The following is a 13,597-nucleotide window of genomic DNA, read 5'->3' as shown; positions in this document are numbered from 1 at the left end:
AATGAATTTACTAAGCGTCAGCAACCTCCACGTCAACTTTCACACTAAAGAGCGCGAACTCGCCGCCCTCATTGACGTCAGCTTCACGCTAAACCGTGGAGAGCGCATCGCGATTGTAGGGGAATCTGGTGCGGGAAAATCGGTATTGGGCTTCTCTATTGTGAACTTGATTGGCAAACCTGGGTATATCGAATCCGGTTCCATTAAATTAGAAAACAAAGAACTGACCAAAATGAACCTGCGTCAACTTCAGGAAATTCGTGGCAAACGCATTGCGATGATATTTCAAGACCCTATGATGACGCTTAACCCCGTTTTAACCATTGGCGATCAGCTGGTCGAAACCATCCGCAGCCATACTAAAATCTCTTACAAAGACGCGCGCAATATTGCCATCGAAAAACTGCACCACGTCCAAATAGCCTCGCCTGAAAAACGCTTTAACCAATACCCACACGAATTATCTGGCGGCATGAGACAAAGGGTCATCATTGCTTCGGTTTTGTTGCTAAACCCAGATATTATTATTGCAGATGAACCGACAACAGCACTGGACGTCACCATTCAAGCGGAAATTCTACAGCTGCTACTGGCAATCTGCAGAGACAATGGCGTGGCGTTAGTGCTGATTAGTCATGACCTTGGCGTAGTGTCTAAAGTGGCTGAGCGGACTATTGTCATGTATGCCGGTCATATTGTCGAAGAAGGACCCACACTGGAAATCATTAATGATCCGCAACATCCTTATACACAGGGCTTACTGAATGCCTTACCCCAAATGACGTTACCAGGACAAAGATTGAACCAAATTCAGGGCAGCATGCCATCACTGGCTGAGCGCCCTTCCGGTTGCGCCTTCCACCCGAGATGCCCTTACGCAACGCAAAAGTGCCGAGAGGAACAACCTCGTTTTATTTACAGTGGCGTATCTAGTGTGGCCTGTTTTTTAGTAGAAGACATGCTCAATGAGTTTGCTGAACAAGATCAGGAGGCAAACTGATGGTCACCCCTCTTATTCAGATTAGTGGTTTAGAAAAAGCCTTCTCAACCAATGAAAGCTGGCTCAGTCAATGGCGCCTCCATGAAGGTAAATTTAAACGACACAAAGACAGTGTTCATGCTCTTAATGGCGTTAATCTCACGATCAATCAAGGTGAAACCTTATGTGTCGTCGGTGAAACAGGTTGTGGCAAATCCACATTAGCACGCGTTATTATGGGGTTAACCAAACCAAGTGCGGGGGAAATACATTACCTTGATCAGCGTATTGACCAGTTAAACAATCGCCAACGCATGTTTTTTCGTCGCCGTATGCAAATGGTATTTCAGAACCCTTATGCGTCTTTGAACCCTAGAATGACGGTTTACCAAACTCTTAGCGAGCCCCATTTCTTTCCATAACCCACAGCTTTCACAGACTCAAGTGGATGAGAAAATTGACGAATTACTCGAATCCGTGGGCATTTCTGCATCAAGTTCAGACCGTTATCCCCATGAGTTTTCAGGTGGACAACGACAACGTATAAGTCTTGCTCGTGCGCTTTCTGTGGAACCAGACTTTATTGTCGCCGACGAGCCTTTATCCGCATTAGACGTATCAGTACAAGCTCAAGTGCTTAACTTGATGATGGATAAACAAGAAGAACGCAATCTAAGCTACTTGTTTATCACTCACGACCTCGCTGTAGTGGAACATTTCGCCACACGTGTGGCGGTTATGTATTTAGGGCGCGTATGTGAATTAGCTCCGACACGCACATTATTCAGCGCGCCTAAGCACCCTTATACCAGAGCCTTGTTATCAGCGATCCCGCGCTTGGACAGCAACATTGCGCAACCTATTCGTTTAATTGGTGAAGTACCAACCCCAACAGAAAAACCTATTGGCTGTGTTTTTCAGGCTCGCTGCCCTTACGCAAATCAGCGTTGTTATGAACAATCCCCTGCGATGGTGCTACAAAGTGATGGCAGTAGCGTGGCTTGCCATGCAATTGAGGAGAGAAGATTATGATTCTCTCACTATTACTCAAACACATACCTTCGTTCTCTTGGGAGGTTGTATGGAAATAAGATGGCTTGAAGACTTTATTGCGCTCGCGAAAACACGTCATTTTTCTCGTGCAGCGGATGAGCAAAACGTTACACAACCAACTTTTAGCCGACGCATTAAACTGCTCGAAGAGGAAATGCGCGTCACCCTGATAGACAGAAACACCCTGCCTTTATCTTTAACGCCAGCAGGAGAAGTCTTTCTTCAAAGCGCAGAGCTGATTACAAGACAATTACGAGACGCCAAAGAGCGCTGCCAAGAAATTCGCAAACAGGAAGAGTCTCAAATACGCTTTGTAACAACACAAACATTATTTCTGAGTTTTTACAAAGACGTCATTGAACCGTTTTGTCAAAGTATCAATGTTGATTTAGACATCAACATGAAATCAAGCTCATGGTTAGGGATTGATTTTGTCAATGCGCTTATGGACCAACAATGCGACATCATGTTGTGCTACTGGCATCCTGCGATCAACTTTATCCGTGCCCTCGATGATGAACAATACGAGCATTTGGTTATTGCCGAAGAGACACTTATTCCATGTAGTGCCACAGACAACACAGGGCAACCCAAATTCACCCTGCCCGGAGTAAAAAGAAAACCGCTGCCTTATATTGGCTACTATGAAAACTCTTTTTACAGCCTGTGATACATCACCATCTACAGCGTCAAAGAGACATCCCGCAGCTGCAGACACTGTCCGAGAACTACCATTCGGTCAGTATCAAAGCCATGGTAAAAGAGGGCTACGGCATAGGTTGGATTCCTAAACGCCTGATGCTAGACACGCTGAACTATGGAAAAGTAGCGTTGGCAGGAGAGGCCAACTGGAATATTCCGCTGGAAATACGACTATACCGTTCAAGGTTTAATCAGAACCCTAATCTCACACAATTCTGGGATACGTTAAAAGAAAAAGTACGTAAAGACGGCACGCTGTAATGGCATCGCTAAGCGCATAGTTGGACAGCAATACTTGTTGCCAGACTATAGTGCCTGTTCATTCAGTGCGACAATCATAGGATCACTCGCTAAAGAATCCGCACCAAGCGCTTTACTGAACAGATAGCCCTGGCCTATATCGCAGCCATATTCACGTAACAAGGTAAGTTGTTCTAGACTTGTAATACCCTCAGCAATGACTTTCAAGTTCAAACTGTGGCTGAGACTGATAATGGCGTTCGTTAAGGCCGCATGACTTTTATCATCAACAATATTTCGGATGAATACCTGATCTATTTTCACATAATGAAAAGGAAGATCTTTCAAATAACTCAAGCTCGAATATCCCGTGCCAAAATCATCAATGGCCAGCTTAATACCAAGATGACTCATTTGACGCAAAAGCTCCGCGCAACTTTTTGCGTCTTCAATCAAAATGGATTCCGTCACTTCAATCTCTAATAAACTGGGATCAATCTTATATTTATCCAACAACATTAATAGTTTAGGTAAAAAATCCACTCTTTTGAGCTGCGCTGCCGAACAGTTAATCGCGATTGGAGGGACGGTAATGCCCTGCTTTTGCCATTCCAAAATATGTCGAAACGTTTGTTCAAACACCCACTCACCCAAAGGCAAAATCACGCCAGTCTGCTCAGCAATCGGAATAAACTCTGCCGGAGATACACGCCCCAGTTCCTCATCATTCCAGCGTAATAGCGCCTCCATCCCCACACAGTGCTCAGTGATGAGATCCACCTTGGGCTGAAAGTGCAATTCTAAACGCTCATTTTGTAAAGCCTGTCGCAAACGAGTCTCTATTCTGACATTCCGCGCAAACTGTTTCCCCATTTCACCATCGTAAAAATAATACGTGGCTCGACCCGCGGACTTGGCGCGATACACAGCCATATCGGCGTTTTTCATTAATGCTGCCGCATCCAAACCAAACTCTGGGTACATAGCAACACCAATCGAACAGCCAATATTAAGCGTCAACGCATCGACAAGGTAACTCTGACTAACATGATCTATGATACTTTTGGATAAAGTCACCAAATCCGATTTACCCTGATCACTGTTCAGCGCCAACAAAACCAGAAAGGTATCCCCGCCCAAATACCCTGCCACAGCCTGTGGCGGACAAACAAAAACAAGACGCTGAGCGACACTAGCCAGTAGCTTATCGCCAATTTCATGACCAAACGCATCATTAATGGTTTTAAAATGATCTAAATCCAACACTAAAGCCGCTAATTTTTTGTCTTGCGCATGACAATTAAGAATTAATTGACTTAACTCTTGTTGAATCTGATAACGACTATATAAACCAGTAAGTTCATCTATTTCGATCCGTTTCTTGACAGAATCAAGGACAGAGTAGTATTTCGATAAGAATTTTTTTGTATAAAAAGACAAAACCAAAGCCAATACACTAAACACCCATAGAGGACTCCATTCCCACGGCATAAAATTGGCCACAACACCACATGCAAAAACAATAAAAAAGACAATGTAGTGTGTGTTTTTATTTTTCACATTATTCCTTGAAGAAGCCATCATCCACTCGTTGCCAATCCGTAAACAAAACCCGCGCCAATACAACTATATCTATACTTACGCCTACTTTACCTAAAAATCATAAAATCAACACGGAATAAATAGTTAAGAAAAGTATTCAGCGTTGTTTTCTGGTATCCTTTGCCCATTATTTATTCCATCGAACGAGTCTCTTGTGATCCAATTCCAGCATGCACTAAACAATCTTTTACCGACCAAACTAACCGCTTTACTTTCAGACATGGGGTTCACCACTTTTACTCCGATTCAAGAACAAAGCTTACCCCCTATGATTGATGGCAAAGACATTCTTGCCCAAGCACAAACAGGCAGTGGTAAAACCATTGCTTTTGCCATTGGTCTGTTGCTAAAAATCAACCCACGCTTCTTTGGCGTTCAAGCTTTGGTTATGTGTCCGACACGTGAATTGGCTGATCAAGTATCAAAAGAAATACGTAAAATGGCTCGTTTTCAGGACAACATTAAAGTTCTGAGCCTATGTGGAGGTATGCCGTTTGGTCCACAGATTGGTTCTTTGGAGCATGGCGCGCATATCGTTGTGGGCACACCTGGTCGCTTGATGGAGCACCTACGCAAGGCATCACTGAAACTCAATGCCTTAAACACACTCGTATTGGATGAAGCAGACCGAATGCTGGATATGGGATTCATCGACAGCATACGTGAAGTCGTAGAATTAACGCCAAGCAACCGCCAAACTCTGCTTTTTTCAGCCACTTATGGCGACGGAATTGAAGCCATCAGTGCTGAATTCCAAAACCATCCCATCAGCATTAAAGTCGAAGCACAAGAAGACCTTAAACCGAATATCGAACAATTTTTTGTGCGCAGTGAAAACAAAGACAAATGTGAAACACTGCTTGCCACATTACAGCACTTTGAACCACGTCAAGCTATTGTGTTCTGCAACACAAAGGCTGAGTCACAAGTGGTTGCTGATTGGCTAGCAGAGCATAAAGTCGCTGCTCAGGCAATTCATGGCGACCTTGAACAAAGACAACGCGACCAAGTATTGGTTCGTTTTAGCAACCAAAGTAGCTGTGTCTTAGTGGCTACTGATGTCGCTGCTCGTGGCATTGACGTAAAAGAAATTGATCTAGTCGTTAACTACGATACCACCCGTGATACCGATGTTCATACCCATCGCATCGGTCGTACCGGCCGTGCCGGCGCAGCAGGTATTGCCGTCAACCTTGTTACATCCAAAGACGATTACAAGGTGCGTGATATTGAAACACGCTTTAACACTACGGCAAACTTCATCGAACTGGATAGTATTGATCCGCACTATCGTTTGATTCCACAAAAAACCACCATCTCTTTTGATGCGGGTCGTAAAAACAAGCTTCGTCCAGGCGACATATTAGGCGCATTAACAGCGGGGCTAGGACTGGATAAATCGCAAGTTGGTAAAATCGATATTTTTGACTTTCATGCTTATGTCTCTGTCGACAACGAAGTGGCTAAAACGGTAGTCAAAGAGTTCGAAAACAAAAAGATCAAAGGCAAAAATATTCGAGCGCGCATTTTACGATGATCAACAAGCTCACCTCTCCGACAGCACAAGCTGTCGGTTTTGTTTTAGGCGCATTCATCATCTGCCTAGCTACATTAACGCCTGCAGATGTCCTTCCATCAGTGCCGGGTACTGATAAAACGCATCATGTTATTGGCTTTGGTGGATGGGCACTTTTATGTGCTTTTGGCCCAATGAAACGCTTTCTCTTGCTGTCTTTATTCATCATATTTTTAGGTGGCGCCATTGAACTGATTCAGCCTTATGTAAACCGCTATGCGGAATGGTTAGATTTCTACGCGGATGCTTTCGGCGTTATTTTGGTGATACTAGCAAGACTAATAATTGGATTATTTCTTAAATCACAATATAAGGTTTGATGAAAGTACGAAAAAGACCTGATAAAGTATAACCATTCGGTCAAACTTTATATTTCAAATCATTTTAGAAGACACCCACGAGAAACATATGAGCCATTTGAAAGCGTGGCGCTCCGCCATTATTCACTGCATCGCAGATCCCAAAGACGTCGGCATTGATGCCGCCTATGAATACTTTGAAGATGGCTTGCTAGTCATTCAAGACGATAAGATTTACGCCCTTGGTAACGCAGTCGATCTACTACCAACACTACCAGATAACACCCTAGTTGAGCATCATCCAGACGCGCTTATCACACCTGGCTTCATTGATACACATATCCATTACCCACAAACCGATATGATCGGCTCATACGGCGAACAATTACTAACTTGGTTAAACACCTACACCTTCCCAGAAGAAAGTAAGTTTAGTGACAAAACTCATGCTCGCAATGTTGCAGACCGCTTCCTAAAAGAACTTTTACGCAACGGCACAACCACCGCACTGGTATTTGGCACGGTACATAAAGTGTCTGTTGAAGCTTTTTTGAAGCCAGCGAAGTCCATAATTTGCGTATGATTTGCGGCAAGGTCATGATGGACCGCAACGCACCAGATTATCTAACAGACACACCGGAAACGAGCTATCAAGAAAGCAAAGAGCTTATTGAAACTTGGCACAACAAAGGTCGCTTGCATTACGCCATCACACCGCGTTTCGCACCGACCAGTTCAGACGAGCAGCTGCAATTAGCAGGTAAGCTGCTAAGTGAATACAAAGATGTTTATCTTCACACTCACCTATCTGAAAACAAAGATGAATGTGCGTGGGTACAAGACCTTTTCCCTGCAAGTACCAACTACCTAGACGTGTATGACCAGCACAAACTGTTGAGCGAGCGTTCTGTATTTGCTCACGGCATTCACCTTTGTGATAACGAATACCATAGATTGCACGAAACCGGCTCAGCGATTTCTTTCTGTCCAACCTCTAACCTGTTTATTGGTAGCGGTTTATTCAAACTTAATAAAGCGGAAGAGCATAAAGTGAATGTTGGCCTTGGCACAGATGTCGGCGGTGGAACCAGCTTTTCCATGCTGCAAACCATGAACGAAGCCTACAAGGTGATTCAGCTACAGAACGAGAACCTAAACCCAATCAAATCTCTATATTTGTCTACTCTAGGTGGTGCCAGAGCACTTCGTTTAGACGATAAAATTGGTAACCTGACGGTTGGTAGTGAAGCAGATTTCATCATCTTAGACAAAAAAGCCACGCCTCTACTCACATCACGCTTGGCCTTATCAAAAGGCATCGAAGAGACACTTTTTGTCTTTATGACCATTGGTGATGACCGAGCTATCCAAGCCACCTACTCTGCTGGCAAATGCGTTCACCAACGCTAGAATACCATCAACCTCTGAGACTAAAGTCTTCTCGGATCACTTCTGGATGGCGAAAGGCAATCTCGATGAGCGCCTTAGCAGGTCCAGAAGGCTGACGACGCCCCTGTTCCCATTCCTGTAAAGTACGCGAAGAAATATGCAGCACTTTAGCAAATTCTTTTTGGGTTAAACCCGTTTTACCACGAGCCTCTGTCACCATGTTAGGCTTTGCATAACTCAATCGTGCGGCTTTGCCCGCTTTCATTTCTTTAACAGACTGAAGCAGCTTGTTACCAAGCTCCTCTGCACTCAAAATCTCATTACTCATTTTCTAATACCTCACGAATCGACTTTAAGATATGCGCGGGTATACTTTCCCTGACGGCTTTTTTGTAAATCACTAATAACCAAATCTCACCATTTGCTAACCTAGTGAAGTAGATAACTCTTACTCCTCCACTTTTCCCTGAACCCGCAACCGACCAACGAACCTTCCTACATCCACCACTACCGACAATGGGGTCACCAATTTCCGGATTCGCAGCCAACCAAGCAAAAAAAGAACTTCGTTCTTCCTCTGTCCAAATTTTTCTAGCATCCGCTTCAAATGTAGGCGTTTCAATAATAGTAAACATAATGACAAATATACGTCATTGACGGATTATTACAAGACCAACAAGGTAAAATGATGCGGTAAAACAAAAAAGCTATGTCACTTTCTTTCAGTGTGGCCATTTTTTTATATAATCCGTGCATCACTTTATAAGGTCAAATACCATGAACTCACTTGCCACCGTTGCCCTTGGTGCCTTTGCTATTATTTTCTTCTGCGCCGCGTTAATTGTTGGTCTGGTTATTCTAAAAAAATACAAAGCAGAACAAATACGAATCAATGAATTAGCAAAGAGTCGCCTAGAAGAGAAACAAAAAAACAAGTAACGTTTTTCAATTTAGGGGTAAAGGCGCACAATCCCGCTTTTACCTTCCATATCGCCAAGAATCCACACCTTCTCAAAGGCATGAGGAATAGGAATAGTAATAAGATGCTCCAACGCCTTGATGTCTTCTTTACTCCAAGCAGGATGCGCATTTCGAATCACCAGCCAAACACGCTTAGTATCGTAACGCTTACCGGCTTTATTTTCTAAAATTCGATTCAAAGCCTGCAATAAACGCTCATCTACAGGCTCTGCTTTTAAGGCACGTAGCACGTTACGGGTTGCATCACTTAGGTCACGACCCAGTATTTCCATGGCCTCCTCTTCCGAACCATAAAGGTGCGCAATTTCCAGATCTAGGCGTTCACCTTCTAACATGCAGGAGACATCGGGGCGAATGGGATCATTGTGCCAGATATGACGGATAGGTTTGCCCGTATTACGCTCATAACAACGCATAAAAAGTTTCGCAGCTTGGTGTTCCAGCGCTATTTTTTCTTGCTGACTACTGTGCATATCAAATACCTTTTGGCAACGCCAAATACGCCATCACGGCACTGTCACGAACACGAGATCCCAAATAATATTGCTGCGCTCTATAGTGTCGACAATATTCTATAGCATCGCCTTTGGCGTGCAAAAAATCATTAGGTGCCAAGTTTGATATGACATTACGCCACTTTTGCATCAATGTTTCAGGTGGAGAAGGTAACGCAGACAAAATACGCTCAGCGGCTGAAAATTCGTTACTCATGGTCATGGCTAACATATCGTCGTTCGCCTCTCCCATCCAACTCACCCCATCTTCACGTATATAGATCAACGGCATAAAAGGCGCTAATGCTGGGCAAACATCATTACGATACACGTCAACCCCCCAATAAAACTGGGCAACCTTAATAAATTGCTCAAAACTGGATATATCAGCAAACCCCGAGTCAGCTAAAGGCAAAACTTCCACTCTTGGTTTATTAGGATTGACGGTGTCGTTAGAAACATCCAAATACCAGTTTCCCAACGTCATCGCATTTTGAAAATACACACCGCGCAAATCTCCCCATATTTTCTTTAACACCGCCCCTTTATCAAGCGCGTCTCTTATTAAGGTGATGCCTTCTCCTTTTGGCTGTTGAAGCTGAGTTTGCAAAGCGGTAAAAACAGCGTCACGTATTTCTTTGCAACGTCCTAATGGATAAATTTTATCGCCAAAATAAGGGTAACGAGGCACCAGATCCAGATCCACCGTCAAACGCAAAGTAGCTAAATCTTTTACTACTGCGTCAATTTGTTCAGGCGTCCAATCAATGGCTAAACGGTTCTGCTTTTTCATATCATCATTTTCATTGTAATATCGACATCAGGCCTGATTTAAAAACCAGACTCTCGAATAAACACCCCATAAAGATAACGCAACCCATCGACCAGAAAACTGGTTGGCTCAATAGCTAAACTCACCATACCAAATTGTTGACGATTAAGTTGCGTGCTTCTTTGCAATACTAAATGCACTTCATAGGTGGCTGTTTCAGGGATCAACTCATCGTTTAACTTTTGCGTTGCTATTGCACCACCGTGGGTTGAAGCAAGCCCTGAGTACTGCAAACGTTTTATAGCGATGGGGATAACCTTATCAATAAGCAGGCTTGCCGCCAACGGATTACCATCATTACCTATAAATGAAGCCGTTTCATCATGTTTCAACAATGGAATAAAACGACCATCTATATAGGCTTTAACAATCAGGCTTTCATCATCATACAGTGTTGCCAATGCTGAATGCTCATTGACATAATCACCAACGTTTAAAGATAGCCACTCACCTATATAACCATCATAGGGCGCTCTGATCGCAAGCCTTTCTCTTTGGTCAAGCAAGGATTGTAGACGAGCTTGCTCCCTTGCTATCTGTACTTGTAGACTAGAAAAGGCATCCAATATACCCGCACCGGATCCCGCTCGCTGCCAACTTATTTGCAACGCGTTCAGCCTAGACTGAGTCAACACAATTTGCTGTTCAACATCGGGAGACTCTAGCAATATCAGTAACTGCCCTTGCTTTACCTTTTCATTTGGCGCCACCTGCCAAGCAACCACCCTACCAGCTTCACTGGGATAAAGAGTTTGATGACGTTCAAAAGTAACTACCGCAGGTACACTAATGTGAGTTTTCCATGGCACAACAAGAACAAACAACCCTAAAACACAAAACAATACCGTCATTGTGGTGGCGCGATTAAACGACATATTTTTTCTCAAACTGATCCATACCTTTACTTCTTTCACAATCGGTAGCAACACAAACCAAATAATTTCTACCAAAAAAAGAACAATACCTAATACTTTAAAAGCGAAGTAGTACACCAAAGCGGCAATGCCTAAAAATAAGAAAAACCGGTAAACCCAAGTGCACCACGCATAACTCACCATCAATGCACATTTCTTTCGATTAAGAGGCTCTGGCGGTAAAAAACCAAAACCAAATAGTCGCTCTCGCAAGAACCACTTTCCGACTAAAAAAGAACGTGGCTGCAAGTTTTCCATACCAAGAAAGTCTGACAACGCATAATAGCCATCAAAGCGCATAAACGGACTAATATTAATCAATAAAGACGAAATCCAACTGGTGGTAGCAACAAAGAACAACACACCACGAAGACCACCATCAGGCACGATCCCCCATAAAAATGTCGCCACACAAGCAATGTAAATTTCAACTTTCACCCCAGCGGTCACAATACTTAACCGCTGAAAACGTGAGCGCAAACGCCACGCGTCAGTCGTATCGGTATATAAAATGGGCGTCATCAATAAGAACGCGACGCCCATAGAACTCACTCGACAACCGTAACGCTTAGCCACCAAAGCATGCCCTAACTCATGGGCCGTTTTCACTAATACCAAGGCTAAAATGTAATAAACAATGGCGGATAAATTAAATAAGTCTTGAAAGGTATGAGTAAACGTCTCCCATTGCCTTAACACCATCGCTAAGCCAAGGGCACCAAGTACTAAGGCGATTCTGTCTATACGCCATTTAAAAAGATACCTAGCCAGTGGATAGAAACGATTTAAGAACAAATCAGGGCGGAAAAGTGGGATTTTGATAAATAAGTAATTGTGTAAAAGCCATGATAAAAAATGTTTTTTATGTTGACTAACTTCCGTTCGTAAGCGCGTTAAATCTTTTTCTGTGCGAGCCTCCAAAAATGATTCGACTCCAAGAAACGCAAGAAATAATCAAACTCCTTCTCATCCACGTCAATGCCTTTTTGAGCAAGCCGAGACAATAACTCATTATCGTGGCTCGCATAACGCCACTCCCGAAAAATATAAAAAGCGGTTCTGGATAAATAGTAAAATTTATTGCTAAGCGGATCAAAAATCTGCCAACGCGGCTCGCCATCTTCGTCTGGCGGAGCCGTCAGTAAAGACAGGTTTTGACGTAATTTAGGCAGTGCGTTCGCTTCCATTTGGACAGACACCTAAAAACCCAAAAATTGACGAATAAAGGTAAGGGGGCGACGCAACAAATAATATGCTAAAGACACCTCATCACCATACAGTTTCGCCGTGCCACGTAAACCAATTCTTGGTGGCTTAATATCACCATGTATATCCGCCACTATCCGATAGGCAATGATCTGATCTTGGGTCAAACTCGGCTCAAAGACGAATAATTCACCAAAAATGGGAGAGGATTTAAAGGATCCGTATCAAGAAATAGTGTGACCTCGTTACCATGATTTAACGATATAGCGTCAGTAACTGGCAGCCTAATTTCTAACTGTATGTTATTGGGGTCTGCAATCGACATGATACGCTCGCCGACAACGACAGGACGACCTTTCCATTTTTCTGGGTCATCTAGCACCACAACCCCCGCTTTATCGGCTAAAATTTGAGTCTGATCAAGCTTAGTTTGTAAATAATCTCGCTCAATAGTTTTTAGAGCGACCTGAGATTCCAACTCAGCCAATTCCGCTTTTTTCGACGATCAACATAGCCTGCCTGTTCTGTGGTTCTAAGCTCCGCCATCGCCCTTTCTAATTCACGCTGTGCAACGTCAAAGCGCCCTTGGAACTCCGTTTTATCCATGATGACAATAGGCTGTCCCATGCTAACCAAATCTCCAGGCTTAACCCTTACCTCACTTACCGCACCTGCAATAGCAGACGTCACGAGCAGAGCCTCTTTTGCAATAATCTCGGCAGGGGCTAGCACTGTTAAACGCACTGGAACAAAACCCAGCAAGATCACCACAGCCGCTGTTACTAAGCTCACTTTCTTAGACAATAAGCGACGTCGCCAGACTCCCCATCCAGAGCGTTGGACAAATACCTGCATAGCATGGGCATAGCTGGAAGCCAAATGCTGTAATAGACCTATCTCTTTTTCTGTCCATGGCTGAGACTTTGCGAGCCAAAGCACCCCTACCCTTTGATTGGGTTTAGAAGGAATCAGCAAAGGCAGCCACAACATATACGGAACCGTAAAATCGTTCAAATCGTTCAACAGTGCTGCTGGCAATTTTTTTGTCTCTATCGTGTGAACTTTATTCACCTGATCGGAGGCATTCACCACCGCTGACACCTGTTCCAACCACGCACTAAATGGCGTGGTTCGATCCACCAAAGCGATATCACTGATCGCATTTGTTTTTAAAGATTCTAGTTCCGTCCCGGACAAATACACAGCTTGTTGATAAGGTACTAAATGTCGAGTTATGTTAACTAAAATAAAACCCAAGTCCGTCGCTGTTTCACAACAACGGACTTGCTGCTCTATTTGTAACAATTGAGCAATTGCATTGTCAGACATA

Annotated in this window: 14 protein-coding genes and 3 pseudogenes; 7 read left to right on the top strand and 10 right to left on the bottom strand. The window is 43.6% G+C overall.

The features are described 5' to 3' along the window. Position 1 precedes the first annotated feature (1 nt). The 3 genes and pseudogenes from ONZ52_RS13540 (at position 2) to ONZ52_RS13530 (ending at position 2,995) form a co-directional block, all read left to right on the top strand. Positions 2–1,000, top strand: a complete 999-nt coding sequence (locus ONZ52_RS13540) for an ABC transporter ATP-binding protein (protein ID WP_265219190.1) — start codon at positions 2–4, stop codon at positions 998–1,000. Further along, positions 1,000–2,011 (top strand): annotated as a pseudogene (locus tag ONZ52_RS13535) (ABC transporter ATP-binding protein). The gene ONZ52_RS13540 and the pseudogene ONZ52_RS13535 overlap by 1 nt, the downstream one beginning before the upstream one ends. Before the next feature lie 49 nt (positions 2,012–2,060). Next, positions 2,061–2,995, top strand: a pseudogene (locus ONZ52_RS13530) (LysR family transcriptional regulator). A gap of 45 nt (positions 2,996–3,040) precedes the next feature. On the opposite strand, the gene ONZ52_RS13525 reads toward ONZ52_RS13530, so the two are convergent. Further along, positions 3,041–4,534 carry a putative bifunctional diguanylate cyclase/phosphodiesterase gene (locus ONZ52_RS13525; protein WP_265219189.1) on the bottom strand — a complete coding sequence of 498 codons (1,494 nt, stop codon included), beginning with the start codon at positions 4,532–4,534 and terminating at the stop codon, positions 3,041–3,043. Between the two features lie 196 nt (positions 4,535–4,730). Between ONZ52_RS13525 and dbpA the strand changes: the two genes are divergently transcribed. The 3 genes and pseudogenes from dbpA to guaD all read left to right on the top strand — a co-directional run bounded on the left by dbpA (position 4,731) and on the right by guaD (position 7,861). Then, positions 4,731–6,113, top strand: coding sequence for an ATP-dependent RNA helicase DbpA (gene dbpA, locus ONZ52_RS13520; protein ID WP_265219188.1), 1,383 nt, complete (start codon positions 4,731–4,733; stop codon positions 6,111–6,113). Next, positions 6,110–6,472, top strand: coding sequence for a VanZ family protein (locus ONZ52_RS13515; protein ID WP_265219187.1), 363 nt, complete (start codon positions 6,110–6,112; stop codon positions 6,470–6,472). Before dbpA ends, ONZ52_RS13515 begins: the two co-directional genes overlap by 4 nt. Positions 6,473–6,560: 88 nt before the next feature. Beyond that, positions 6,561–7,861: pseudogene (gene guaD / locus ONZ52_RS13510) on the top strand (guanine deaminase). A gap of 7 nt (positions 7,862–7,868) precedes the next feature. On the opposite strand, the gene ONZ52_RS13505 reads toward guaD, so the two are convergent. Beyond that, on the bottom strand, positions 7,869–8,168 hold the full coding sequence (locus ONZ52_RS13505) for a helix-turn-helix domain-containing protein (RefSeq protein ID WP_265219186.1): 300 nt from the start codon (positions 8,166–8,168) through the stop codon (positions 7,869–7,871). Further along, positions 8,161–8,475, bottom strand: coding sequence for a transcriptional regulator (locus ONZ52_RS13500; protein WP_265219184.1), 315 nt, complete (start codon positions 8,473–8,475; stop codon positions 8,161–8,163). The genes ONZ52_RS13505 and ONZ52_RS13500 overlap by 8 nt, the downstream gene beginning before the upstream one ends. Before the next feature lie 142 nt (positions 8,476–8,617). On the opposite strand from ONZ52_RS13500, the gene ONZ52_RS13495 reads away from it, so the two are divergent. Continuing rightward, the gene (locus ONZ52_RS13495) at positions 8,618–8,779 is read left to right on the top strand and encodes a hypothetical protein (RefSeq protein WP_265219183.1); all 162 of its coding nucleotides are present in this window, start codon (positions 8,618–8,620) and stop codon (positions 8,777–8,779) included. 11 nt (positions 8,780–8,790) lie between these two features. Here the strand turns inward: ONZ52_RS13495 and ONZ52_RS13490 are convergent, their stop codons facing one another. From ONZ52_RS13490 to ONZ52_RS13460, 7 genes are read right to left on the bottom strand one after another with little or no spacing between them, the layout of a single operon-like run. Beyond that, the gene (locus ONZ52_RS13490) at positions 8,791–9,294 is read right to left on the bottom strand and encodes a hypothetical protein (RefSeq protein WP_265219182.1); all 504 of its coding nucleotides are present in this window, start codon (positions 9,292–9,294) and stop codon (positions 8,791–8,793) included. Between the two features lies 1 nt (position 9,295). Next, positions 9,296–10,108 carry a hypothetical protein gene (locus tag ONZ52_RS13485; RefSeq protein ID WP_265219180.1) on the bottom strand — a complete coding sequence of 271 codons (813 nt, stop codon included), beginning with the start codon at positions 10,106–10,108 and terminating at the stop codon, positions 9,296–9,298. Between the two features lie 38 nt (positions 10,109–10,146). Beyond that, positions 10,147–11,982: a site-2 protease family protein gene (locus tag ONZ52_RS13480; protein ID WP_265219179.1), complete on the bottom strand. Its 1,836-nt coding sequence runs from the start codon at positions 11,980–11,982 to the stop codon at positions 10,147–10,149. Continuing rightward, positions 11,955–12,248, bottom strand: a complete 294-nt coding sequence (locus ONZ52_RS13475) for a hypothetical protein (protein ID WP_265219177.1) — start codon at positions 12,246–12,248, stop codon at positions 11,955–11,957. Before ONZ52_RS13475 ends, ONZ52_RS13480 begins: the two co-directional genes overlap by 28 nt. A gap of 12 nt (positions 12,249–12,260) precedes the next feature. Further along, positions 12,261–12,434, bottom strand: coding sequence for a hypothetical protein (locus tag ONZ52_RS13470; protein WP_265219175.1), 174 nt, complete (start codon positions 12,432–12,434; stop codon positions 12,261–12,263). Further along, complete coding sequence (locus ONZ52_RS13465; RefSeq protein WP_265219174.1) at positions 12,431–12,754, bottom strand: HlyD family secretion protein; 324 nt, start codon at positions 12,752–12,754, stop codon at positions 12,431–12,433. Before ONZ52_RS13465 ends, ONZ52_RS13470 begins: the two co-directional genes overlap by 4 nt. Beyond that, complete coding sequence (locus ONZ52_RS13460) at positions 12,724–13,596, bottom strand: HlyD family secretion protein (protein ID WP_265219173.1); 873 nt, start codon at positions 13,594–13,596, stop codon at positions 12,724–12,726. Before ONZ52_RS13460 ends, ONZ52_RS13465 begins: the two co-directional genes overlap by 31 nt. Between the last annotated feature and the right edge of the window lies 1 nt (position 13,597).

The sequence above is a fragment of the Marinomonas rhodophyticola genome, assembly GCF_026113935.1.
Taxonomy (GTDB): domain Bacteria; phylum Pseudomonadota; class Gammaproteobacteria; order Pseudomonadales; family Marinomonadaceae; genus Marinomonas; species Marinomonas rhodophyticola.
Note: the sequence above shows the minus strand (reverse complement) of the source record. Positions and strands in the feature narration are given on the sequence as shown.

Excerpts from the sequence above, each read along its gene's own strand:
- ONZ52_RS13540 (WP_265219190.1), top strand. The coding sequence starts at position 2 with ATGAATTTACTAAGCGTCAGCAACCTCCACGTCAACTTTCACACTAAA.
- ONZ52_RS13515 (WP_265219187.1), top strand. The coding sequence starts at position 6,110 with ATGATCAACAAGCTCACCTCTCCGACAGCACAAGCTGTCGGTTTTGTT.
- ONZ52_RS13505 (WP_265219186.1), bottom strand. The coding sequence starts at position 8,168 with ATGAGTAATGAGATTTTGAGTGCAGAGGAGCTTGGTAACAAGCTGCTT.
- ONZ52_RS13500 (WP_265219184.1), bottom strand. The coding sequence starts at position 8,475 with ATGTTTACTATTATTGAAACGCCTACATTTGAAGCGGATGCTAGAAAA.
- ONZ52_RS13495 (WP_265219183.1), top strand. The coding sequence starts at position 8,618 with ATGAACTCACTTGCCACCGTTGCCCTTGGTGCCTTTGCTATTATTTTC.
- ONZ52_RS13490 (WP_265219182.1), bottom strand. The coding sequence starts at position 9,294 with ATGCACAGTAGTCAGCAAGAAAAAATAGCGCTGGAACACCAAGCTGCG.
- ONZ52_RS13485 (WP_265219180.1), bottom strand. The coding sequence starts at position 10,108 with ATGAAAAAGCAGAACCGTTTAGCCATTGATTGGACGCCTGAACAAATT.
- ONZ52_RS13475 (WP_265219177.1), bottom strand. The coding sequence starts at position 12,248 with ATGGAAGCGAACGCACTGCCTAAATTACGTCAAAACCTGTCTTTACTG.
- ONZ52_RS13460 (WP_265219173.1), bottom strand. The coding sequence starts at position 13,596 with ATGTCTGACAATGCAATTGCTCAATTGTTACAAATAGAGCAGCAAGTC.